The organism is Allobosea sp. NPDC055332 (genome assembly GCF_053645455.1).
Window position 1 is genome coordinate 1,059,241 of the sequence record NZ_JBSHMO010000003.1, and the last position, 20,838, is coordinate 1,080,078.

At 66.9% G+C, this 20,838-nt stretch carries 26 protein-coding genes; 16 read left to right on the forward strand and 10 right to left on the reverse strand.

Annotation, left to right across the window (positions count from 1 at the left end):
- Window positions 1-9 precede the first annotated feature (9 nt).
- The 4 genes from ACWIGM_RS21295 to ACWIGM_RS21310 all read left to right on the forward strand — a co-directional run bounded on the left by ACWIGM_RS21295 (window position 10) and on the right by ACWIGM_RS21310 (window position 2,779).
- Window positions 10-453, forward strand: coding sequence for a DUF983 domain-containing protein (locus tag ACWIGM_RS21295; protein ID WP_454027942.1), 444 nt, complete (start codon window positions 10-12; stop codon window positions 451-453).
- Window positions 450-1,184 carry an NUDIX hydrolase gene (locus ACWIGM_RS21300; RefSeq protein WP_454027943.1) on the forward strand — a complete coding sequence of 245 codons (735 nt, stop codon included), beginning with the start codon at window positions 450-452 and terminating at the stop codon, window positions 1,182-1,184. The genes ACWIGM_RS21295 and ACWIGM_RS21300 overlap by 4 nt, the downstream gene beginning before the upstream one ends.
- 156 nt (window positions 1,185-1,340) lie before the next feature.
- Window positions 1,341-1,508 carry a 50S ribosomal protein L33 gene (gene rpmG, locus ACWIGM_RS21305; RefSeq protein WP_091828458.1) on the forward strand — a complete coding sequence of 56 codons (168 nt, stop codon included), beginning with the start codon at window positions 1,341-1,343 and terminating at the stop codon, window positions 1,506-1,508.
- Between the two features lie 344 nt (window positions 1,509-1,852).
- Window positions 1,853-2,779: a hypothetical protein gene (locus tag ACWIGM_RS21310; RefSeq protein WP_454027944.1), complete on the forward strand. Its 927-nt coding sequence runs from the start codon at window positions 1,853-1,855 to the stop codon at window positions 2,777-2,779.
- A 59-nt stretch (window positions 2,780-2,838) separates the two neighbouring features.
- Here ACWIGM_RS21310 and ACWIGM_RS21315 read toward each other — a convergent pair whose 3' ends face one another.
- A complete protein-coding gene (locus ACWIGM_RS21315) occupies window positions 2,839-3,165 on the reverse strand; it encodes a hypothetical protein (protein WP_454027945.1) in 327 nt (108 codons plus the stop codon).
- A gap of 278 nt (window positions 3,166-3,443) precedes the next feature.
- On the opposite strand from ACWIGM_RS21315, the gene ACWIGM_RS21320 reads away from it, so the two are divergent.
- Window positions 3,444-3,644: a hypothetical protein gene (locus ACWIGM_RS21320; RefSeq protein ID WP_454027946.1), complete on the forward strand. Its 201-nt coding sequence runs from the start codon at window positions 3,444-3,446 to the stop codon at window positions 3,642-3,644.
- A 286-nt stretch (window positions 3,645-3,930) separates the two neighbouring features.
- Here ACWIGM_RS21320 and ACWIGM_RS21325 read toward each other — a convergent pair whose 3' ends face one another.
- Both ACWIGM_RS21325 and ACWIGM_RS21330 read right to left on the reverse strand, forming a co-directional pair.
- Window positions 3,931-5,307, reverse strand: coding sequence for a PleD family two-component system response regulator (locus ACWIGM_RS21325; protein WP_454027947.1), 1,377 nt, complete (start codon window positions 5,305-5,307; stop codon window positions 3,931-3,933).
- A gap of 16 nt (window positions 5,308-5,323) precedes the next feature.
- Window positions 5,324-5,695 (reverse strand): response regulator, encoded by a 372-nt coding sequence (locus ACWIGM_RS21330; RefSeq protein ID WP_454027948.1) that lies wholly within the window; start codon window positions 5,693-5,695, stop codon window positions 5,324-5,326.
- Window positions 5,696-5,787: 92 nt separating this feature from the next.
- Between ACWIGM_RS21330 and ACWIGM_RS21335 the strand changes: the two genes are divergently transcribed.
- Entirely contained in the window at window positions 5,788-6,126 is a 339-nt protein-coding gene (locus ACWIGM_RS21335; RefSeq protein WP_454027949.1) for a DUF3572 domain-containing protein, read from the forward strand.
- Window positions 6,123-7,487 (forward strand): DNA polymerase IV, encoded by a 1,365-nt coding sequence (locus ACWIGM_RS21340; protein WP_454027950.1) that lies wholly within the window; start codon window positions 6,123-6,125, stop codon window positions 7,485-7,487. Before ACWIGM_RS21335 ends, ACWIGM_RS21340 begins: the two co-directional genes overlap by 4 nt.
- Here ACWIGM_RS21340 and ACWIGM_RS21345 read toward each other — a convergent pair.
- Complete coding sequence (locus tag ACWIGM_RS21345) at window positions 7,444-8,271, reverse strand: cell envelope integrity EipB family protein (protein WP_454027951.1); 828 nt, start codon at window positions 8,269-8,271, stop codon at window positions 7,444-7,446. The genes ACWIGM_RS21340 and ACWIGM_RS21345 overlap by 44 nt on opposite strands.
- 106 nt (window positions 8,272-8,377) lie before the next feature.
- Window positions 8,378-8,953: a TetR/AcrR family transcriptional regulator gene (locus tag ACWIGM_RS21350; RefSeq protein WP_454027952.1), complete on the reverse strand. Its 576-nt coding sequence runs from the start codon at window positions 8,951-8,953 to the stop codon at window positions 8,378-8,380.
- 123 nt (window positions 8,954-9,076) lie between these two features.
- Between ACWIGM_RS21350 and ACWIGM_RS21355 the strand changes: the two genes are divergently transcribed.
- The 9 genes from ACWIGM_RS21355 to ACWIGM_RS21395 all read left to right on the forward strand — a co-directional run bounded on the left by ACWIGM_RS21355 (window position 9,077) and on the right by ACWIGM_RS21395 (window position 15,836).
- Window positions 9,077-9,889, forward strand: a complete 813-nt coding sequence (locus tag ACWIGM_RS21355) for an SDR family NAD(P)-dependent oxidoreductase (RefSeq protein WP_454027953.1) — start codon at window positions 9,077-9,079, stop codon at window positions 9,887-9,889.
- A 107-nt stretch (window positions 9,890-9,996) separates the two neighbouring features.
- Window positions 9,997-10,470, forward strand: a complete 474-nt coding sequence (locus ACWIGM_RS21360) for a RidA family protein (protein WP_454027954.1) — start codon at window positions 9,997-9,999, stop codon at window positions 10,468-10,470.
- Entirely contained in the window at window positions 10,470-11,219 is a 750-nt protein-coding gene (locus ACWIGM_RS21365; RefSeq protein WP_454027955.1) for a glycerophosphodiester phosphodiesterase family protein, read from the forward strand. The genes ACWIGM_RS21360 and ACWIGM_RS21365 overlap by 1 nt, the downstream gene beginning before the upstream one ends.
- 11 nt (window positions 11,220-11,230) lie before the next feature.
- Entirely contained in the window at window positions 11,231-12,451 is a 1,221-nt protein-coding gene (locus ACWIGM_RS21370; protein WP_454028036.1) for a GNAT family N-acetyltransferase, read from the forward strand.
- A 33-nt stretch (window positions 12,452-12,484) separates the two neighbouring features.
- Complete coding sequence (locus ACWIGM_RS21375; RefSeq protein ID WP_454027956.1) at window positions 12,485-12,913, forward strand: HIT family protein; 429 nt, start codon at window positions 12,485-12,487, stop codon at window positions 12,911-12,913.
- Window positions 12,914-12,977: 64 nt separating this feature from the next.
- Window positions 12,978-13,445 carry a carboxymuconolactone decarboxylase family protein gene (locus tag ACWIGM_RS21380; protein ID WP_454027957.1) on the forward strand — a complete coding sequence of 156 codons (468 nt, stop codon included), beginning with the start codon at window positions 12,978-12,980 and terminating at the stop codon, window positions 13,443-13,445.
- 70 nt (window positions 13,446-13,515) lie between these two features.
- On the forward strand, window positions 13,516-13,989 hold the full coding sequence (locus ACWIGM_RS21385) for a carboxymuconolactone decarboxylase family protein (protein WP_454027958.1): 474 nt from the start codon (window positions 13,516-13,518) through the stop codon (window positions 13,987-13,989).
- Window positions 13,990-13,998: 9 nt separating this feature from the next.
- Window positions 13,999-14,886, forward strand: coding sequence for a sigma-70 family RNA polymerase sigma factor (locus tag ACWIGM_RS21390; RefSeq protein ID WP_454027959.1), 888 nt, complete (start codon window positions 13,999-14,001; stop codon window positions 14,884-14,886).
- A 107-nt stretch (window positions 14,887-14,993) separates the two neighbouring features.
- Entirely contained in the window at window positions 14,994-15,836 is an 843-nt protein-coding gene (locus tag ACWIGM_RS21395) for a M48 family metallopeptidase (protein WP_454027960.1), read from the forward strand.
- Between the two features lie 112 nt (window positions 15,837-15,948).
- Here the strand turns inward: ACWIGM_RS21395 and ACWIGM_RS21400 are convergent, their stop codons facing one another.
- From ACWIGM_RS21400 to clpA, 5 genes are all read right to left on the reverse strand, one after another.
- Window positions 15,949-16,491, reverse strand: coding sequence for a hypothetical protein (locus ACWIGM_RS21400; protein ID WP_454027961.1), 543 nt, complete (start codon window positions 16,489-16,491; stop codon window positions 15,949-15,951).
- 228 nt (window positions 16,492-16,719) lie between these two features.
- On the reverse strand, window positions 16,720-17,076 hold the full coding sequence (locus ACWIGM_RS21405; RefSeq protein ID WP_454027962.1) for an AzlD domain-containing protein: 357 nt from the start codon (window positions 17,074-17,076) through the stop codon (window positions 16,720-16,722).
- On the reverse strand, window positions 17,073-17,807 hold the full coding sequence (locus ACWIGM_RS21410) for an AzlC family ABC transporter permease (RefSeq protein ID WP_454027963.1): 735 nt from the start codon (window positions 17,805-17,807) through the stop codon (window positions 17,073-17,075). The genes ACWIGM_RS21405 and ACWIGM_RS21410 overlap by 4 nt, the downstream gene beginning before the upstream one ends.
- A gap of 219 nt (window positions 17,808-18,026) precedes the next feature.
- Complete coding sequence (locus ACWIGM_RS21415; RefSeq protein ID WP_454027964.1) at window positions 18,027-18,302, reverse strand: hypothetical protein; 276 nt, start codon at window positions 18,300-18,302, stop codon at window positions 18,027-18,029.
- A 4-nt stretch (window positions 18,303-18,306) separates the two neighbouring features.
- A complete protein-coding gene (gene clpA, locus ACWIGM_RS21420) occupies window positions 18,307-20,814 on the reverse strand; it encodes an ATP-dependent Clp protease ATP-binding subunit ClpA (RefSeq protein WP_454027965.1) in 2,508 nt (835 codons plus the stop codon).
- Between the last annotated feature and the right edge of the window lie 24 nt (window positions 20,815-20,838).

Genomic DNA, 20,838 nt, shown 5'->3' on the forward strand with positions numbered 1-20,838 from the left:
AGACATCCCATGTCCATACATTGTCACCAACCCAAGCCGGTCCAGGCTCGCGACTGGCGTCAGGCTATGCGTCGCGGCCTCTTCGGTCGCTGCCCGCACTGCGGCGAAGGCAGGCTCTTCCGCGCCTTCCTGAAGCCGGTCGATTCCTGCGAGGCCTGCGGCGAGACCCTGCACCACCAGCGTGCCGACGATCTGCCGCCCTATATCGTCATCACCATCGTCGGCCATGTCGTGGTCGGCGGTATCTTGCTGGCTGAGAAGTACAGCAACTGGTCGATCGCCCTGCATCTCTGGGTCTGGCTGCCATTGACGGTGTTTCTCAGCCTGGCGCTGATGCAGCCGGCCAAGGGCGCGGTCATCGGCCTGCAATGGGCGCTGCGCATGCACGGCTTCGGTGGCGCCATGCCCAAGCCGGAGCGCCAGCCCGCGATGAAGGCCGTGGGCGGTCGATGAGCGACCACACCATCACCCTGACCCAGGCCGAGCGGGCGCGCACCAACCTCAACCTGCGCCCACGCGACGCCGCGACCATGCTGATTCTCGATCATTCCGGGAAGAAGCCGAGGGTGCTGATGGGCAAGCGCCATGCCGGCCACAAGTTCATGCCGGGCAAATACGTCTTCCCGGGCGGGCGCATCGAGGCCGGCGACCGCCGCATGGCCGCGACCGGCGCCCTCGCCGGCCCTTGCGAGCAGCGCCTGCTCGCCCGCTGCGTGCGCCCGAGTGTCCAGCGCGGCCGTGCGCTGGCGCTGGCCGCGATCCGCGAGACCTTCGAGGAGACCGGCCTGCTCTTCGGCAGCGCCGACTATGGCGCGCCCGAGAGCCCGCCCGAAGGCGTCTGGGCCGAGTTCGCTGCCAAAGGCGTCTTTCCCGATCTCGGCGCCGTCACCTTCGTCGCCCGCGCCATCACCCCGCCGCGCCGGCCCAAGCGCTTCGACACCCGCTTCTTCGCCGTCGATGCCCGTGCGGTCGCTGGCAAGGTCGAAGGTGTGATCGGCCCCGATTCGGAGCTCGTCGACCTCGTCTCCGTCACCTTCGACGAAGCACGCGAGCTCGACCTGCCGACCATCACCAAGGTGATCATCGCCGAGGTCGAGGAGCGCCTGAAGGCCGGATTCGCCCAGTATCTGCCGGTTCCGTTCTACTGGGAGAAGCGCGGCAGCTTCGTACGCGAACTGCTCTGACGCGGTCGGGCGGCGGAAAATCCTTAACTCCGCCCGATATTCCTTGACTTGCCGACGCCGATACGGCATTCCCCGCCCATCGGATTGCCGGGCTCGCCCGGCCGTTTTGTTTTTTGCGCGGGCCGACGGCGGCCCCATCTGTTCGAGGGCTCCGCCATGGCCAAGGCCGTGACCATCAAGATCAAGCTCATCTCGACCGCGGACACCGGGTACTTCTACGTGACCAAGAAGAACTCGCGCACCATGACCGAGAAGATGTCGAAGAAGAAGTACGACCCGGTCGCGCGCAAGCACGTCGAGTTCAAGGAGACCAAGATCAAGTGAGGGCTTTGGCCTGAGCTTCGATCTTCGTTGACGAAAGGCCGCCCTCGGGGCGGCCTTTTCGTTTGTGCCTCAGCTCGTCCGACGCCACGTGAGGAGCGATGATCGCTCAATTGCGAGGCTTCCCGGTAGCCATTTCGTAGCTGCAACAAAAACGGGTCTGAAACCCGCCCTGACTTCCCGGCGTACCTAATCCGGCTGGGTTTGCAGGGAGATTGACCATGCAGGCCAAGATTACAGGTCCTCTTGCAGGCTGCATCTTGCTGGCAGTCTGCAATACGACACCCACCGCTGCGCTTGCTGACGAAGTATGCGCCGGGCTGCGCGGCAAAGAACAATCCGATTGTTTGAGAATAGCTGCGCGCATCCGCTCGCAGCTGCAATACAGCGCCATCAGTGCGGGTTCGGGCAACAGCGTCAGTGGCGGGTCGGGAGCGGCCGGCATCGGCGGCGGACCGAGTAGTAATACCGGGGACGGCTCGACCGGTGGCGGTATTGGCAGCGGTGCGGCTGGCGGCGGAGGTTCTCCTGGCGTCGGCGGTGGCAGCGCTCCTGGTCCCGGAACCAGCGCCGGTGGAATCGGCATCGGGGTCGCTGCCGGGGCCGGCGCAGGCGGAATCGGAGCGGGCGCTGGAGTTGGCGCCAGCGCCACCCGCGGTGGCATCGCCGCGACCGCCGGGCTGGGCGCAGATATCGGAGGCAACTCCAAGAGCGGCGGTAGCGGCGCAGCGGGCAATAGTGACGGAATCGGCGCCGGCGTTGGAGTCGGAGCCAATGTTGCCGGCGCCAACCTCGGAGCGGGCGTCGCCGCAGGTGCCAACAATGGCGGCATCGGAGCTGGCGCTGGAGCCGCGGCCGATGCCGCCGGCGCCAATGTCGGCGCTGGCGTGGGTGCAGGCACCAGCAATGGCGGCGTCGGAGCAGCAGCCGGCGCAGGCGCCAACGTCGGTGGCGCTGGTATCGGCGCCGGTGCCGGCGCGGGCGTGAGCAGCGGTGGCGTCGGAGCCGGCGTTGGCGCGGGAGCGAATGCCGGCGGCGTCAGCGCAGGCGCAGGCGTCGGCGCGGCCGCCAATAGCGGCGGCATCGGAGCCGGCCTGGGTGCGGGCGCGAATGTCGGTGGGGCGAGCGTCGGCGCTGGCGTCGGTGCGGGCCTTGGCGGCGGCGGCTTGGGCGCGGGTCTCGGCGCCAATGTCGGCGGGGTCGGAGTTGGCGCCGGTGTAGGCGCTGGCGGCGACGGCTCCTCGGGCGGCACCACTGGTTCTTCCGGCAATTGAGACGTGTGGCGCTGTCTCCGCTGGTGGAGGCAGCGCCATCAGGCCCGGCCCCGGCCTGTTCAGAATGCCGGCTTCGGCACGAACAGGCAGAATGGCCGCTGCGACGGCGCGATCACGGTCCCGGTCAGCATCCCGCCGCTGCGGCAGATGTGGAAGCGCCCGTCCTTGGAGACACGGGTGTCACGCTCCGCCACGAAATGCCCGTCATGGGTGAGATAGCCGCCGGGAACGATGCGCGGATCAGGCTCTCTCGCATCGGCGTCCAGGCCCATAGGCCAGCAGTCGCGGTCACTGCAACAATCGTAAGGGTACCAGCTATGCGCGTGAACAGGCCCTCCGCCCCACGACAACAGCGCGAGGCAGAGCGCCGATGCGATGAGACGCATGGGTCGCTCCTTGGCGAGGATGTCAGGCCAGCAGCTTCGCAGCCGAATAGCAGGGCATACGAATCGTCGTCAGTTTAGCATGAGACGACGATGGTTAATGCGACCTTACATCACCACCGGCGCTCAATCCTTGACCAGTAATTGGTGATATTTGCGCCTGACGACTTGAACGCAGCTGCTGCCTTCCGGTTCCGCATGTCGTCGCTGGCGCCGGATGCTTCGATCTTCTACCCTGCCCGCGCGGCGTTGGCCCGCCGTCCCGTCTGCCGGAGTCCCTGTTGAACAACCCGAATCCGCCCGAACCGCATCCGCGCCCCGGCGGGCTGATGCGCGGCTTTTTGCGCCTGATCGTCGAGGTCGACGAGTCGCGCCGCTGGACGCATCGCGTGCGGGCCGCCCTGCTGCTCCTGCTGCTGCTCGCCGGGTTCGGCCTGCTCGGCTACTGGGTGCCGGAACTGATCGAGCGCCATCTGCGCTGAAGACGGGCGCGGCGGCTGCAAGGCATCCGAAAACAAGGTGGCCGGCCGACGGCGGGGCTGAGGAGGCCAGGATCCCGTCATCGACCGGCCGAGCCCAGCGGTGACCCAGGAGATGCGGCGGAACCTGGGCTGCCGAGGGGCGTTCCGGACGGCTGCTCGGCAGCCGTTCTCTTGGAAATCACCCTACGTGGAAGCCCTTCCGAATCAATCGAATCTGATTGATTCACCAATCTTCATCGAAACTTAACCCTACTTGGAAACCTTACCGGACGGGCGCCGCTGCCCTTTAGGCAGCGCTGGCGACGATGACGCGATTGCGGCCGGCGGCCTTGGCCCGGTACACCGCCTCGTCGGCCCGCTTCATCATCTCGACCGGCCCGGCATCACCCGCCCGCCGGCTGGCGACGCCGATCGACACCGTCACCTGGATCGAGCGCTGGCCGCGCTGGATCTGGAACGGCTCGCTCTCGACCCGTTCCCGGATGCGCTCGGCCACTGCCCGCGCCGCGTCGAGCGCGGTATCGGGCAACACGACGACGATCTCCTCGCCGCCCATGCGCGCCACCAGGTCGATGCCGCGCGTGCAGGCACGGATCCGGTCGGCGAACTCGCGCAGCACCTCGTCGCCGGCATCGTGGCCCCACGTGTCGTTGACCACCTTGAAGCGGTCGACATCGAGCACCAGCAGCGAGAGCGCCCTCGCCCGCAGCGCCGACTCGTCGAACAGCACCGCAAGCCGGCTGTCGAGATAGCGGCGATTGTGCAGACCGGTGAGCTGGTCCATCACCGCCATTTCCATCGAGGACTGGACGCTGTCGCGCAGCCGCTCGGCAAAGCGCTTGCGGCGGACCAGGGTCCGCGCTCGCGCCAGCAGCTCGTTGCGGTCGATCGGCCGGACCAGGAAGTCGTGCGCGCCGATCTCGAGCCCGCGCAGCACCCGGGCGCGGTCCTCGGCCTCGCCGAGCAGCAGCACCGACAGGTTGCGCGTCCGCTCGAGCGAGCGCAGCTGGCTGCACAGCCTCAGGCCGTCGTAGTTCTGGAGATCGAGACTGACCAGCACGATCTCGAAATCGCCCTCGGCGGCGCGGGTGAGCGCGGCCTGCGCATCGGTCTCGGTCTCGATCGAGTGGAAGGCCGAGAGCGCCTGGACCAGGCGCTGGGCGATCAGAGGCCGATCCTCGATCAGGAGGACGCGGCCGTTGAGTCCGGTCTCGGCGGCGGCCGCCGCCAGCGGGTCGGCGATGCCGAGCTGGCGTGAGGCCAGTGCGCGCTGGCGCAATTCGTCGGTCACCGATTTCAACCGCACAAGGCTGCGCACCCGCGCGAACAGGGCGGTGTCGTCGATCGGCTTGGTCAGGAAGTCGTCGGCGCCGGCATCGAGCCCCTTCAGCCGGTCGCTCGGCTGGTCGAGCGCCGTCACCATGACCACCGGGATATGGGCCGTGATCGCGCTGTTCTTCAGCCGCCGGCAAACCTCGAAGCCGTTCATGCCGGGCATCATCACGTCGAGCAGGACGATATCGGCCTCGCCGCGCTCGCAGATCGCCAGCGCCTCGAGCCCGTTCGTTGCAGTGACGACGTCGAAATACTCGGCCCCAAGCTTGGCTTCGAGCAGCTTCACATTCGCAGGCGTATCGTCGACGACCAGGACCCGGGCAGACATGGCTCAGCGTTTCCCCTCAGGCCGTCCCGACATAGGCGCGCACCGTCTCGAGGAACTTGCCCACCGAGATCGGCTTCGAGATATAGGCCTCGCAGCCGCCTTCCCGGATCCGCTCCTCGTCGCCCTTCATCGCGAAGGCGGTGACTGCGATCACGGGGATGGACTTCAGCGCATCGTCCTCCTTGATCCATTTCGTCACCTCCAGCCCGGAGACCTCCGGCAGCTGGATGTCCATCAGGATCAGGTCGGGCCGATGCGTGCGCGCCAGCTCGATCGCCTCGATGCCGTCGGCCGTCTTGAGCGTCGCATAGCCATGGGCCTCCAACAGGTCGTTGAAGAGCTTCATGTTGAGCTCATTGTCCTCGACGATCAGAACCGTCTTCTTCATCTATCCCCCAGTCCGTACAGCCCCGGTCGTCCGCAGGATCGGATTCTCCAGGCCGTCGGCCGTGTTCAGTGCTAGGTTTAACATGGGAGCAGTTGACGAAACGCAAACCCGAAACCAGAATCGCCGGTCTTAAGAACGCCATGCCGCACCCGATCACCAGCGAGGAAGCCGAGACGCTCGCGCTCAAGGCACTCGCCTTCCTGGCCTCCGAACCGGAGCGCCTGGAGCCGTTCCTGGCCGCGACCGGCCTCGGCCCCACCACCTTGCGCAGCGCGGCACAGGAGCCCGGCTTCCTGCTCGGCGTGCTCGACCATCTCTGCGCCAGCGATTCGCTGCTGCTCGAGTTTGCCGGAAACTTGAGCCTGAATCCCGAGATCGTCGGGCATGCGCGCGAAATCCTCGCCGGCCCGCCCGAAGCCTTCGAGCCGTGAGCGCCGAGATCGGCATTGCCGTCTCCACCCGAGCGCTCTGCCGCGACTGCCTGCAGGATCATGATGAAGCCCGCGCTCCGGTGCGGCGCTGCCCGGCCTGTGGCTCGCCGCGACTCTTGCGCCATGCCGAGCGCGACAGCCTGCACCTTGCCCATATCGACTGCGACGCCTTCTACGCTGCGATCGAGAAGCGCGACGATCCCTCGCTGCTCGACAAGCCGGTGATCGTCGGTGGCGGCAAGCGCGGCGTGGTCTCGACCTGCTGCTACATCGCCCGCATGTCGGGCGTGCGCTCGGCCATGCCGATGTTCAAGGCGCTGAAGGCCTGCCCCGAGGCGGTCGTGATCAAGCCGGACATGGCGAAATACGTCGCCGTCGGCCGCCAGGTCCGCAGGCTGATGCAGGAATTGACGCCGCTGGTCGAGCCGATCTCGATCGACGAAGCCTTCCTCGATCTCGGCGGCACCGAGCGGCTGCATCATGCCAGCCCAGCCCTCACCCTGGCCCGCTTCCAGCGCCGGATCGAGGACGAGATCGGCATCACCATCTCGGTCGGGCTCTCCTACGCCAAATTCCTCGCCAAGGTCGCTTCCGACCTCGACAAGCCACGTGGCTTCTCGATCATCGGCCAGGCCGAGGCCGTCGCCTTCCTTGCCCAGAAACCGGTCGGGATGATCCCCGGCATCGGCCAGGCCGGCGCGGCAAAGCTGGCGCAATCGGGGTTCCGCGTCATCGGCGACCTCGCCAAAGCCGAAATCGCAACGCTCTACCGCCTGGTCGGCAAGGACGGCCCACGCCTACGGAATCTCGCGCTCGGCATCGACCCGCGCAAGGTCACCGTCGAGCACGAGGCCAAGACCGTCTCATCCGAGACGACGCTCGACATCGACCTCGCCCGCTTCGAGGAGCTGGAGCCGATCCTGTGGCGGCTCTGCGAGAAGACCTCGCGGCGACTGAAGGCGCAGGAGCTGGCCGGGCGCACCGTCACCCTCAAGCTCAAGACCCATGATTTCCACATCATCACCCGCGCCGCCCGCCTGCCCGAGCCGAGCCAGCTCGCGGCGCGCCTCTTTTCCGCCGGTCGCGAGCTGCTCAGGCGCGAATGCACCGGGCCACGCTACCGGCTGATCGGCATCGGCATGAGCGATTTCTCCGATCCGGCCGAGGCCGATCGCGGCGATCTCGCCGATCTGCAGACGCCCAGGCTGAAGGCGATGGAAAGCGCACTCGACAAGGTTCGCGCCAAGTTCGGCGACGCTGCGATCGAGAAGGGCCTCTCGCTGCGCGATACGCGGCGCAAGACGACTTCGAGCGCGACTACTTCGAGCAGTCGCTCGCCGGAAGCAGATCCAGACGCGTGAGCGTGCCGCGCAGCGCGAACGAGCCGTAATCGAGCCGGATCGCGCCGGTGACGCCGTTCTCATAGAGCTCGAAGGAAACGGTGTAAGCCGGCGTGCTCTCACCCGAACCGACCTTGAAATAGGAGATCGTCACCGGCCAGCGCGCAAGCTTCTCGAATTCCGGCTTGCGCAGCGGCGATTCGGCCGCCGGCGTCGTGATCTTGCGGCCGATCACCGAAAGCGTGTCGTAGACGTCCTTGCCGCTATTGGCGCCGTCATAGAGGCGGACATTGAAGGTGTTCCTGCCCTCGCGTGCCGCCTGGATCACCGCCTTCATCTGCTCGTTCGGGAACATCGCGGCGCTCGCCTCGCGATGCGTCTCGGCCTTGGGCGCGCGCAAGCTCACCTCGTAGCCGGCCTCGCCTTTCTTCGCCGTGCCGTCGACGACATCGGCCGGTGCACCGGCAGCCGAGCTCTCGGTCTTGAAGCGATAGCTCTTGGCGTCGCCCTCCTCGAAGCTGGTAGTACGTGCATCGATCACGCGCGGGCCGGCTTCGCTGGTCAGCTCGGTGACCTGGCGGAAGGAGAGTGCATAGCCATCGCAGGCATCGCCCGAAAAGTCGAAGGCGATGCGGCCGCGCGCCGTGGTGATGTCGCGCGAGGGTTTGCCGTCGTCGAGCACGAGATCATAAACCGCCCGGTGCGGCACGAGCACGACGCGCTCCGTCGAGGCCGGGGTCTGCGCCCAGGCCCCCGTCGCCGCCATCACCGCCAGGCCTGCGATCCCGCCGCGATACGTCTTCATGCCGATCCTCGATTCGCGCTTTTGGCCGGGGCGAACTGCAGCCCTTCAAATCTAGGTGCAATGCGGCAATGGCGCAAACAAGGCGGGACAACGCAGGTTGCGCCCGTCACGCCCTGGCAGGGCAAAGCTCCGCCCGGGCCGCAGCCAGAATCTCGTCCGACAGCGCTTCATCGTCGACCATTCGGGCCAGGACGAGCGCGCCGACCAATGTGGCGTAGCCCGCAATGGCGCTGGTTCTGCGCTCGCCCGCGGTTGCACCCGGCGTGATGGCGGAGAGCCCCTTGATCGCCGCCCGCACGCCCTCCGTTGCCGCAAGACGCGACGCCTCGCCCTGACGCGCAGTGTCGCTGCCGAGCGCTGCGACCGGACAGCCATGGCCGGGGTCGTCGCGATGCGACGGTGACAGATAGCGATCGACGATCGCCCGCAGCGGTGCCTGCGGCTCGGACGCCCTCGCCTCGGCAGCCCATTGACTGGAGTGCACGAAGGCGCGTCCGAGCGCCTGGGCGGCGAGATCGTCCTTCGACGAGAAGTGCCCGTAGAACCCGCCATGGGTCAGGCCGACCGCCTTCATCACATCGGCGACGCCGACCCCGTCGAAGCCGCGCTCGCGAAACAGCGTCGCGGCCGTGTCGAGAATGCGCTTGCGGTTCTCCGCCATCTGTTCGCGGCTCACCCGCATCGATCCGCTCCTTCGAAAATCGGCAGTCCAGCCTCTTGACTCTTTATATGATGCTGATCATGTAAATTCAATCATGATGATCATCATGAAAAAATCGACAGCGAAATCGAACAGGAGTTGGACATGGCTACGCAGCAGCTCGGCACCGCCCTCATCACCGGCGCATCCACCGGGATCGGTGCCGTCTACGCCGACCGATTGGCCCGCCGTGGCTATGATCTCGTCCTCGTCGCCCGTGACGAGGCCCGCCTTGCCGCGCTGGCGGAGCGCCTTCGCCATGAGACCGGCCGCAAGGTCGAATGGTTCAAGGCCGATCTGACGGCGAAGGCGGGACTCGCCCAGGTCGAGCAGCGCCTGCGCGACGACCGGAGCCTGACCTTGCTGGTCAACAATGCCGGCATGTCCGTCTCCGGCACCCTGGTCGAAGGCGATATCGAGCGCTTCCAGACCATGCTCGAGCTCAATGTCATCGCCCCGACGCGCCTCGCCGCAGCGGCGGCTCGCAATTTCGTGACCCGCAAGACCGGAGCGATCGTCAACATCGCCTCGGTGCTGGCCCTGGCGCCGGAGCTGTTCAACGGCAGCTATAGCGGCACCAAGGCCTATGTGCTGAACCTCAGCATCTCCTTGCAGAAGGAGCTTGAGGCCGCCGGCGTCCGCGTCCAGGCCGTATTGCCGGGCGCCACCCGCACTGAGATCTGGGCCCGGGCCGGCGTCAATGTCGACGGCTTCCCGCCCGAAATGATCATGGAGGTCGACGACATGGTCGATGCGGCACTGGCCGGCTTCGACCAAGGCGAGCTCGTCACCATTCCCTCGCTGCCGGATGCGGCCGACTTCGAGCGCTATACCGCTGCGCGGCTGGCCCTCGGCCCCAATCTCTCGCGCAACCGGCCGGCCGAGCGTTACCTGGCGAAGCGCTCGGACGCCGCCTGACCCGCCCTGCCCGGCAGGCGCATCGGCCAAGCCGCACCGCGCTTGCGACCTTGCCTGCCATCGGCGATGAAAGGCTCCTGTCCAGCGCAGGCCGGGAGCCTCTCATCATGAACGCCATCGACACCAAGCTCGCCGCCCTCGGCATCACCCTGCCCGCCCCGGCCGCGCCAGTCGCGAACTACGTGCCTTATGTCATCACCGGCAACCTGCTGATCATCTCCGGCCAGCTCTGCTTCGGCCTCGACGGCAAGCTCGCCGACACGCACAAGGGCAAGCTCGGCGCCGAGATCTTCAACGAGGCCGGGCTTGAGGCTGCGAAGCTCTGCGCCATCAACGTGCTCGCTCAGGCCAAGGCCGCGCTTGGCGGCGATCTCGGCCGGATCAAGCGCTGCGTCCGTCTCGGCGGCTTCATCAACGCCACCCCGCATTTCGCCGCCCTGCCGGCGATCATGAACGGCGCCTCCGACTTTATGGTCGAGGTGCTCGGCGATGCTGGCCGCCATGCCCGCTCGACCGTCGGCGTTGCGAACCTGCCGGCTGACGCGGCCGTCGAGGTCGAAGCCATGTTCGAGATCGCCTGATGGCCGCTGAAGCCTGGCTTACCGCCCGCCCGATCGCGCATCGTGGCCTGCACGATGCCGCCGGCGGCGTGATCGAGAACTCGCTCTCGGCTGCCGCGGGCGCGATCGCCGGCAATTTCGCCATCGAATGCGACGTCCAGCTCAGCGCCGACGAGGATGCGGTCGTCTTCCACGACTTCGTCCTCGACCGCCTCACCGCCGAGAGCGGCCGTGTCGACGCCCGCAAGGTGGCCGAACTGGCCCAGATCGGGCTGAAGGGCGCCAGCGACCGCATCCCGACGCTGACCGGCTTCCTCGACGCCATCGGCGGCAAGACGCCGCTGGTGATCGAGGTGAAGAGCCGCTTCGACGGCGATCTGCGGCTGGCGAAGCGCACCGCGCAGATCCTCGCCGGCCACAAGGGCCAGCCGATCGTGCTGAAATCCTTCGATCCGGTGATCGTCGCCGCCTTGCGCGAGCTCGCCCCAGGCTTCGCCCGCGGCATCGTCGCGATGAATGAATACAACTATGGCGACTACGACCGGCTTTCCCCCGGCGAGAAGCACGCCCTCGCCAATCTCCTGCATTTTGAGCAGAGCCGGCCCGACTTCGTATCGTGGAAGGTCGCCGACCTGCCGAGTGCCGCGCCCTTCCTCTGCCGCAAGGCGCTGGGGCTGCCGCTGATGAGCTGGACGGTGCGCACGCCGGAGGATCGGGCCCGCGCCGCCGCACATGCCGACCAGATGGTCTTCGAGGGCTTCCTGCCTTGAGCGAAACCGGCATACGCGACACTCTCAGGGTCCGCGTTGCCACCTCGCTGAAAAGCGTCCCGGCCGCGGCCTGGGACGCCTGCGCCAATCCCGGCGCCGGCCGGCCGCTTGAATCGACACCCGAGCAAGCGGATTCAATCTCTCAAGCAGATCCGGACAACCCTTTCGTTTCGCATGCTTTTCTGCGCGCGCTGGAAGAGAGCGGCTGCGTCGGCGGCCGCACCGGCTGGTCGCCGGCCTATCTTCTGGTGGAGGACGCGGACGACCGTCTGATCGCCGCCACGCCGTCCTTCGTGAAGGGCCATAGCCAGGGCGAATACGTCTTCGACCATAGCTGGGCCGAGGCCTATATGCGCGCCGGCGGCCGCTACTATCCGAAGATCCAGGTCGCGGCTCCCTTCACGCCCGCGACCGGCCCGCGCCTGCTCGTCGCCAACGGACCGCAGGCTGGCGAGGCGCGCGAGGCCCTGATCGCGGGGCTCGACGCCTTGCGCGAGCAGGTTCGTGGCTCCTCGATCCATGTCACCTTCGCGCAGGAGCCGGACATGGCAGCGCTGCTCGAAGCCGGTTTCCTCGAGCGCCACGACATCCAGTTCCATTGGCATAACCAGGGTTTCGGCGGCTATGACGACTTCCTCGCCACGCTCGCCTCGCGCAAGCGCAAGGCGCTGAAACGCGAGCGCCGCGAAGCGCTCTCGGCCGGCATCGAGGTCGCCGTTCTCTCCGGCTCCGATCTCACCGAGAGCGTCTGGGACGACTTCCACGCATTCTACGAGGACACCGGCTCGCGCAAATGGGGCCGGCCCTATCTCAACCGCCGTTTTTTCTCGGAGATCGGTCAGCGCATGGGCGAGCGCGTCGTGCTGGTGCTGGCCCGCCGCGCCGGTCGCAACATCGCCGGCGCCATCAATTTCCGCGGCAGCAACACGCTCTATGGCCGCAACTGGGGCTGCATCGAGGACCACCCCTTCCTGCATTTCGAGCTCTGCTATCACCAGGCCATCGACTACGCGATCGCGCATGGGCTCATCCGCGTCGAAGCCGGCGCCCAGGGCGAGCACAAGCTCGCCCGCGGCTATCGCCCGGTGATCACCCGCTCGGCCCATCTCCTCGCCGATCCCGGCCTCGCCCGCGCCGTCGCCGCCTATCTGCCCGGCGAACGGCGGGAGATCAGCTCTGCAGTGGCTGCGCTTGCGCAGGAGAGCCCCTTCCGCAAGGCTGGCGACAGCTGACTCCCCTGCCCACCAACGACCGGAACCTGCGCGATGACTGCCTATGATCCCAGCAACATCTTCGCCAAGATCCTGCGCGGCGAACTGCCGGCCCACCGTGTCTACGAGGACGATCGCGCGCTCGCCTTCCTCGACATCATGCCACGCGCCACCGGCCACACGCTGGTGATCCCGAAGAACCCGGCCCGCAACATCCTCGACATCGACGCAGGAGACCTCGGCTATGTCGCGACGATCGCCCAGCGCATCGCCCGGGCAGGGATGAAGGCCTTCGCCGCCGACGGCATCACCGTGCAGCAGTTCAACGAGAGCGCCGGCGGCCAGGTGGTCTTCCATTTGCACGTCCACGTCATCCCGCGCCATGAGGGCGTGGCCTTGCGGCCCCCGGCCACCTACAAGGCGAGTCAGGACGAGCTCTCGGCCTCCGCGGAAAAAATTCGCGACGCGCTGAAAAATATTTGAGCGGCATGTCACGCGGGCGCTGGCCGTCTCGTCCTGTCTTCATCACCACCCGATGGAGAGAACGATGACCCAGCGCCTCAACGGCTTCCAGACCGCCCCCGACGCCTACAAGGCCATGCTCGGCCTGCAGGACTACATCAACCAGTCGAAGCTGGAGCACAGCCTGCTCGAGCTGGTGAAGATCCGGGCGTCGCAGATCAACCGCTGCGCCTACTGCCTGCACATGCACATTGCCGATGCGCGCAAGGCCGGCGAGAGCGAGATCCGCATTGCCCTGCTCAGCGCCTGGGAGGAGTCCGAGCTCTTCACCGCGCGCGAGCGCGCCGTCCTGCGCTGGACCGAAGAGCTGACGCGGCTCGTCGAGCGCAGCCCGAGCGACGAGGCCTTCGCCGAACTGCGCGAGCATTTCGACGAAAAGGATTGCGTCGACCTCTCGGTCGCCATCGGCATGATCAATCTCTGGAACCGGATCAATTGCGGCTTCCGCAGCCTGCATCCGAATGATCGGCGCCGCGAGAAGGCCGCCGCCTGAGTTCAACCCTGTCGCCAATGGGCCCGGTGCGAACGCGCCGGGCCTGACCGCTCCGCACGAAAGCCCCATCATGAGCAAGCGCCTCAACCCTTATGTCACCGCCCCCGACACCATGAAGCCGATGATCGCGCTCGAAGCGTCGATCAAGGAGAGCGGCCTCGAGCACAGCCTGATCCATCTGGTGAAGATGCGGGCCTCGCAGATCAATGGCTGCGCCTATTGCCTGCACATGCATTCCTCCGATGCGATCAAGGAAGGCGAAAGCCCGGCCCGCCTCTTCCTGCTCGACGCCTGGCACGAGTCGGCGCTCTATACGCCGCGCGAGCGCGCCGCCCTCGCCTGGACCGATGCGCTGACGCTGATCTCGCAGACCCATGCGCCCGACGAGGCCTATGAGGAGGTGCTGCGCCATTTCAGCCCGGAGGAAACCGTGAAGCTCACTCTGCTGATCGGCACGATCAACACCTGGAACCGCATCGCCATCGGCTTCCGCACGAGCCATCCCAACGATCGGCCGGCCAAGGCCGCCGCTACAGCTGCCTGAGACGCTGCCATGACCGCCCCGGACGATATCTTCGAGACGCATCGCCGTTTCCTGACCCGCCTCGCCTATCGCATGCTCGGCTCGGTCAGCGATGCCGAGGATATCGTCCAGGAGGCCTGGCTGCGCTGGCGCGACGTAGCCCAAAGCGAGGTCGAGACGCCGCGCGCCTATCTCGCCCGCACGGTCACGCGCCTCTGCCTCGACCAGATGAAATCGGCCCGCAGCAAGCGCGAATTCTATGTCGGCGCCTGGCTGCCCGAGCCGCTGGTCGAGGAGATCGGCGCGGCCGAATCCGATGTCGACACCCAGCTCGACGCACCGATCGCGCTGATGCTCGCGCTCGAACGGCTCTCGCCGCTGGAGCGCGCCGCCTTCCTGCTGCACGACGTCTTCGAGCTGGATTTCGCCGAGATCGCCCGCACCATCGACCGCAGCGAGAGCGCCTGCCGCCAGCTCGCCAAGCGCGCCCGCGAGCATGTCCGCATCGACATGCCGCCGCGCAACAAGGTCGATCCCGCCGAGGCGAAGCGCTTCGTCGAGGCCTTCTTCAAGGCCGCCCACAAGGCCGACACCAGCGATCTGCAAACCCTGCTGGCGCAGGATGTCGCCTTCCACAGCGATGGCGGCGGCAAGGTGCTGGCGGTACTCAACCCGCTCCACGGCATCGAGCGCGTCCTGCGCTTCTTCGCCGGCATCGCCAACAAGGTCGCCCATCTGCACAAGTCGACCACGCTGTACAAGCCTGTGCTGATCAACGGCATGCCGGGCTATCTCAGCCTCGAACGCGGCGAGACCTTGCAGGCGACGGCTCTCGACATCCGCGACGGGCGCGTCCACGCGATCTATGTCGTGCGCAACCCCGACAAGCTCCGCCACATCTCGCTTGCAGCGGGCTAGGTACTCCCAACGCCCTACCCCGTTCGCGCTCGGGACGCGATTATGGCTCAAATGTGGGCAAAGGCAGCCTCGCTAGCTGATTTGCATCCGCATAGGAGCCTTGCGCTATGAATTTTGATATTTCCCAAGTGAAGCACCCGAAGGAAAAGCTCTACGGCAGCATCATGCTCGCCGTCGGCACCCTGATCTGGGCCCTGGTGATCGGTTTCATCGTGCTCAGCCTGCTCCGCGGCCAGCTCTACGCCGCGATGCTCGCCCTGATTTACTTTTTCACCTTCTGGCTGGTTTCGTACTGGGCGCGCGCCCTCACCCGCGCCTACATGGTCGGCCATTTCGTCATGGTCGGCCCCGACCAGTTCCCGCACATCCATCGCATGGTCGAGGATGGCGCCCGCGCGCTCGGCCTGCGCGAGATCCCGCAGACCTTCGTTTACAACTCCAGCGGCGTGCTGAACGCGATGGCGCTGCGCCTCGTCGGCCGCCAGCGCTATATCTGGCTGACCTCGGCCCTGCTCGACGCCGACAATGACGAGCAGATCCGCTTCGTCATCGGCCATGAGCTCGGCCACCATGTCGCCGGCCATCTCGACGAACCCTGGAGCTATCTGCGCTTCCCCGGCCACATCGTCCCGTTCCTCGGCGCCGCCTATTCCCGCGGCCGCGAGCTGACCTGCGACCGCATCGGCGCCTTCGTCGCCCGCGACCTCCAGGCCGCCCGCACCGGCCTGCAGATGCTCGCCTGCGGCAGCGCCAGGCTGAACGCCCAGATGAACCCCGACGCCTTCCAGGGCCAGGAGCAGATGGTGCCTGGCATCGCCGGCTTCTTCCTGAAGATCGTCTCGCACTATCCGCGCCACACCCGCCGCGTCGAGGCGGTGACGCAGTGGTACCGCTCGCAGCAAGGCGCAGGCGCTGCGGTCCAGCCGGGACTTCGCCCCCGCCTCGCCTGAGCCCAAAGGCGCTGACAAAATTGAACCCGGTGCGAAGAGCTCGCACCGGGTTTTTCATGTGATCGGATTTGGTCCTGCACGCCGTCAGGAAATCGGTGCCGAGCTTTTCCTCTCACCAGCCATGGCTACGGAAGGATGGCATCGTCCACTGCATCGCCGGCTTGAACCCCTTGGCGATCCCGGCCTTGATCGCGCGGGCCTCGCTATTGATCAGCAGCGCGAAGGTCAGCGTTTCTGCCGGGGTCCAGACCGCCTTCTTGGCGTAGTCCAGGCAGTCGAAGCTGAGGCAGGCCCCACCGGCCAGGAGCACGTTCGCGACGGCGGAGGCGCAGTTCTGGATGGTCATGTTGTAGGTCAGGTCCTTCTTCATCTCCCGGTATCGCGCCCGCATGCGATCCTCGTCGAGGCAGTCGATGACGACCGCCTTGTCCGGCTGTCGCCCTTCTGCGTGCACGTCATGAGCAAAGTTCGGCGTTGCCGCGCCGAACCATTCGGCCGGTTTCAGCGGCTTGGCGCCGGGATTGCCCTTGTCGCCCTGGCCGCGCGGCCACCAGCTGACATATTCCGCCTTGCCGCCGCCCGCCCCGAACGAGATGTCGAGGGACGCATGGCCGACATTCGGCAGCTTCGGATACCAGCAATAGACCTTGTTCATAGGCACCTCGAAAAGAGCGAGGGAGGCCTATCGTCCCGGGCGCGCCGGGCACCGCTCCCTCGCATATCGGCTTCGCTCAATGGAGCCGGATTGGAACAGGTCGAACCCGCCCGCTCGGCAGCCCCGTCTCTCCTTGAAAAACCAGGAGCGCCTTGCGATTCGGCTCGCGACGCGCGGGGCCCCTCTGGGCTGCTTGTTGCAGTCAGAGCAGCTTTCGCGTCCAGGTTGTCAGACCAGCCACCAGGCACCGCCGATCAGCACCACCTCGCCCAGGACGACCGCCAGCATCACCTTGCGCCGGCCGACCAGCACGATCGCGACGGCGACGGCGAGCGCGGCCAGACGCACATAGAGCGGCACCGCAGCGAGCGCGCCCGGCGCCGCCAGCACCAGCTTGGCCACGACCCCCGCAAGCAGCGAGGTCGCGACGAGCCGGACCCATTCGAGCCAGGGCGACGCCTCGTCGAGCCGCCGCGCGAAGGCGACCGCGAGCCAGCGCCAGATCTCGGTCGGCAGCACCGCAAACAGCAGAAGTGCGAGATAGGGCCACCATGGCCCGTCCAGGAAGGCGATCGGCTGGGTCATTCGCCCGCCTTCCGCGCCTTGCGCCGGCGCTGGACCAGGAAGGCGACGCTGCCGCCGACGACGCCGCTCGCGATCAGATCGAAGCCGCCGCCGACAGCCCAGCCGGCCACCGGTGCAAGGGCAAGACCGAGCCCGATCGCGACCATGTCGCCGAGCCCGCGCATGCCGGCGACCATCGAGGACAGGAAGAAGATCGGCGTCAGGCAAAGCAGCCCTGCCGCGACCGGCGCCGGCACCACGCCGGCGAGCTGGAAGCCGACGAAGGTGGTGAACGAGCTGACGACGATCAGCGCGTTGGCGAAGCCGAAGAAATAGCCGACCCGCTGCTCGGGCGGGATATGCGGCAACCGCCGGAGCGCCTCGACCCAGGCCGTGACGGCGACGAAATGGGCGATCAGAATCTGCTGCGCTACGCTTTGCCCCGGCCGGCGCAGCAGCGGCAGCAGCGCCACCGTCATCGGCAGGAACCGCAGCGAGGCGAAGCCAATGGCGAGCGCGATCGCGCTCCAGGCGGAGCCGGCGGCGATCGAGGCGAAGAACAGCACCTGCGAGGGACCGGCCCAGACCAGGATCGTCGAGAGGACCGCGACCTCGACCGGATAGCCGACATCGCGTGCCAGCGTGCCGACCCCCATCAGCGACAATCCGACCACCCAGGCCGGCAGCATCACGGCGTCGCGAAAGCCGCGGGCCCATGGCCGCAGCCATTGATTGCGCGCTGTTTCGGTCACGGCGCCATCGCCCTGCGACATCCGGTGGCTGCCAGCGCAATCCCTGGCGGGAAAGCTCTGCCGCGGCTGTCGTGCGGGTGGCTTGAAGATCGAACCATCTGACCGAGCGATACGAAAAAAGGCCCGCAGCGGCTGCGGGCCTTTTCGTTTAAGCGCATTACGGTCGCCGCATGACAGCCATCAGGCTGCGCGCCCGCCCTGCGTTCGGCGCAAGCCGGATCAGAGGCTCTTCATCGCGAGCCCGATCAGCTCCTGGAAGAAATCGATCGCTTCCTTCGGCACGCCGCCGACGGCGCGGTAGCCGAGATACAGGAGATAGAGGAAAGCCGGGACGAGGATCCAGCCCAGCACTTCCTCGAAGACGATGCGCCGACGCCGCCGGCGCGCCCGCTTCTCGAACCAGCCGAGCTTTTCCTTCGGCGCCGGAGCGGCCGCCTGCGCGGCGACCTCTCCCTCTTGCGCCCAGACGCTGTCTGACTTGCGTTTGAAGAACACCGGGTCAGGCCTTGGTCAGCGGAACTTTCGGCACGGTGCGCACGCTGCGCGCCTTGGCCGGCTCGACCGGGGCATCCGGCTTCGGGCCGCGCTTGGAGCTGCCGGACGTGGCTGCCTTGGCCTTGCCCGGCGTCTTCGCACGCGGCTTGCGCTTGCGCTTCTCCGCAGCAGCGGCGACGTCCTTCTCCGGCTTCGGCTTGACCGGCCCGTCGGGGAATTCGAGGCCGAGCACCTTGATGCCGGTCTCGGACTGGATCACCACGACCTTGACCGCACCGCCATTCTTCAGCCGGCCGAACAGCACCTCGTCGGCGAGCGGCGTCTTGATCGTCTGCTGGATCAGGCGGGCCATCGGGCGAGCGCCCATCGCCTCGTCATAGCCGTTGTCGACCAGCCATTCGCGCGCCTCGTCCGAGAGCTCGATGGTGACGTTGCGGTCGGCGAGCTGCGCCTCGAGCTGCAGCACGAACTTGTCGACGACGCGGGCCACGACCGTCTTCGGCAGGTGGCCGAACGAGATCGTCGCGTCGAGCCGGTTGCGGAACTCCGGCGCGAACAGCTTGTTGATCGCCTCGGTGTCGTCGCCCTCGCGCTTCTGGCGGGTGAAGCCATAGGCGTTCCTGGCCATGTCGGCCGCGCCGGCATTGGTGGTCATGATCAGGATGACGTTCCTGAAATCGACTTGCTTGCCGTTATTGTCGGTCAGCTTGCCGTGGTCCATCACCTGCAGGAGGATGTTGAACAGGTCGGGATGGGCCTTCTCGATCTCGTCGAGCAGCAGCACGCAATGCGGATGCTGGTCGATCTGGTCGGTCAGGAGGCCGCCCTGGTCGAAGCCGACATAGCCGGGAGGCGCACCGATCAGCCGCGAGACGGTGTGGCGCTCCATGTATTCCGACATGTCGAAACGCACGAGCTCGACGCCGAGCGAGGACGCGAGCTGGCGCGCGACCTCGGTCTTGCCGACGCCGGTCGGGCCGGCGAAGAGATAGCAGCCGATCGGCTTCTCGCCATCGCGCAGACCGGCACGGGCGAGCTTGATCGAGGAAGACAGCGCCTCGATCGCCTTCTCCTGACCGTAGACGGTGCGCTTCAGCGTGGTCTCGAGATTGCGCAGCACCTCGGCATCGTCCTTGGAGACGGTCTTGGCCGGGATGCGCGCCATCGTCGCGACCGCCGCCTCGATCTCCTTGACGCCGATCGTCTTCTTGCGCTTGGCCTCGGTGACCAGCATCTGCGAGGCGCCGGTCTCGTCGATCACGTCGATCGCCTTGTCCGGCAGCTTGCGGTCGTGGATGTAGCGCGCCGACAATTCCACCGCCGCCTTGATGGCGTCGTTGGTGTAGCGCAGCTTGTGGAACTCCTCGAAATAGGGCTTCAGCCCCCGCAGGATCTCGATCGTATCCGGCACCGACGGCTCGTTGACGTCGATCTTCTGGAACCGGCGCACCAGCGCCCGGTCCTTCTCGAAATACTGGCGGTATTCCTTGTAGGTCGTCGAGCCGATGCAGCGCAGCGTGCCCGAGGCCAGCGCCGGCTTCAGCAGGTTGGAGGCGTCCATCGCGCCGCCCGAAGTCGCACCGGCGCCGATCACCGTGTGGATCTCGTCGATGAACATGATCGCCTTCGGGTGCTGCTCGATCTCCTTCATCACCTGCTTGAGGCGTTCCTCGAAATCGCCGCGATAGCGCGTGCCGGCGAGCAGCGTGCCCATGTCGAGCGAGAAGACGGTCGCGTCCTCCAGCACCTCCGGCACCTCGCCGCGCACGATCTTGAGCGCCAGGCCCTCGGCGATCGCGGTCTTGCCGACGCCGGGGTCGCCGACCAGCAGCGGATTGTTCTTCTGCCGGCGGCAGAGGATCTGGATGGTGCGCTGCACCTCCGCCTCGCGGCCGATCAGCGGATCGATGCGCCCGTCCCTCGCCTTGCGGTTGAGGTTGACGCAGTAAGCGTCGAGCGCACTTTCCTTTTTCTTCTTGTCCTTTTCGCCGTCCTGGGCCTGCTCGCTGCGCTGTTCACGCTGCTCCGGCTCCTCCTCGGCGCCGCGCACCGGCCGGCTCTCGCTCGCACCGGGGCGCTTGGCGATGCCGTGGCTGATGTAGTTGACCGCGTCGTAGCGGGTCATGTCCTGCTCCTGCAGGAAGTAGGCGGCGTGGCTCTCGCGCTCGGCGAACATCGCCACGAGCACGTTCGCCCCGGTCACCTCCTCACGGCCGGACGACTGGACATGGATCACCGCGCGCTGGATCACGCGCTGGAAGCCGGCGGTCGGCTTGGAATCGTCGCGTCCGTCGGTGACGAGGTTGGTCAGTTCCGCATCGATATAGTCGACGAGGTTGCGACGCAGCGTGTCGAGATCGACGCTGCAGGCGCGCATCACCGCGGCAGCGTCCTGGTCGTCGACCAGCGCCAGCAGCAAGTGCTCAAGCGTCGCATATTCATGGTGGCGTTCATTGGCGAGCGCGAGGGCCCGGTGAAGCGCCTGTTCGAGGCTGCGCGAGAAGCTCGGCAAGGTCAGCGCTCCCAATCCAGTTTC

What these genes read in the sequence shown, in the direction of transcription:
- ACWIGM_RS21355 (WP_454027953.1), top strand. Translation starts at nt 9,077, where the DNA reads ATGGCTACGCAGCAGCTCGGCACCGCCCTCATCACCGGCGCATCCACC.
- ACWIGM_RS21400 (WP_454027961.1), bottom strand. Translation starts at nt 16,491, where the DNA reads ATGAACAAGGTCTATTGCTGGTATCCGAAGCTGCCGAATGTCGGCCAT.
- ACWIGM_RS21385 (WP_454027958.1), top strand. Translation starts at nt 13,516, where the DNA reads ATGAGCAAGCGCCTCAACCCTTATGTCACCGCCCCCGACACCATGAAG.
- ACWIGM_RS21325 (WP_454027947.1), bottom strand. Translation starts at nt 5,307, where the DNA reads ATGTCTGCCCGGGTCCTGGTCGTCGACGATACGCCTGCGAATGTGAAG.
- ACWIGM_RS21395 (WP_454027960.1), top strand. Translation starts at nt 14,994, where the DNA reads ATGAATTTTGATATTTCCCAAGTGAAGCACCCGAAGGAAAAGCTCTAC.
- ACWIGM_RS21330 (WP_454027948.1), bottom strand. Translation starts at nt 5,695, where the DNA reads ATGAAGAAGACGGTTCTGATCGTCGAGGACAATGAGCTCAACATGAAG.
- ACWIGM_RS21390 (WP_454027959.1), top strand. Translation starts at nt 13,999, where the DNA reads ATGACCGCCCCGGACGATATCTTCGAGACGCATCGCCGTTTCCTGACC.
- ACWIGM_RS21365 (WP_454027955.1), top strand. Translation starts at nt 10,470, where the DNA reads ATGGCCGCTGAAGCCTGGCTTACCGCCCGCCCGATCGCGCATCGTGGC.
- ACWIGM_RS21380 (WP_454027957.1), top strand. Translation starts at nt 12,978, where the DNA reads ATGACCCAGCGCCTCAACGGCTTCCAGACCGCCCCCGACGCCTACAAG.
- ACWIGM_RS21375 (WP_454027956.1), top strand. Translation starts at nt 12,485, where the DNA reads ATGACTGCCTATGATCCCAGCAACATCTTCGCCAAGATCCTGCGCGGC.
- ACWIGM_RS21360 (WP_454027954.1), top strand. Translation starts at nt 9,997, where the DNA reads ATGAACGCCATCGACACCAAGCTCGCCGCCCTCGGCATCACCCTGCCC.
- ACWIGM_RS21345 (WP_454027951.1), bottom strand. Translation starts at nt 8,271, where the DNA reads ATGAAGACGTATCGCGGCGGGATCGCAGGCCTGGCGGTGATGGCGGCG.
- ACWIGM_RS21300 (WP_454027943.1), top strand. Translation starts at nt 450, where the DNA reads ATGAGCGACCACACCATCACCCTGACCCAGGCCGAGCGGGCGCGCACC.
- ACWIGM_RS21295 (WP_454027942.1), top strand. Translation starts at nt 10, where the DNA reads ATGTCCATACATTGTCACCAACCCAAGCCGGTCCAGGCTCGCGACTGG.
- ACWIGM_RS21405 (WP_454027962.1), bottom strand. Translation starts at nt 17,076, where the DNA reads ATGACCCAGCCGATCGCCTTCCTGGACGGGCCATGGTGGCCCTATCTC.
- ACWIGM_RS21350 (WP_454027952.1), bottom strand. Translation starts at nt 8,953, where the DNA reads ATGCGGGTGAGCCGCGAACAGATGGCGGAGAACCGCAAGCGCATTCTC.
- ACWIGM_RS21315 (WP_454027945.1), bottom strand. Translation starts at nt 3,165, where the DNA reads ATGCGTCTCATCGCATCGGCGCTCTGCCTCGCGCTGTTGTCGTGGGGC.
- rpmG (WP_091828458.1), top strand. Translation starts at nt 1,341, where the DNA reads ATGGCCAAGGCCGTGACCATCAAGATCAAGCTCATCTCGACCGCGGAC.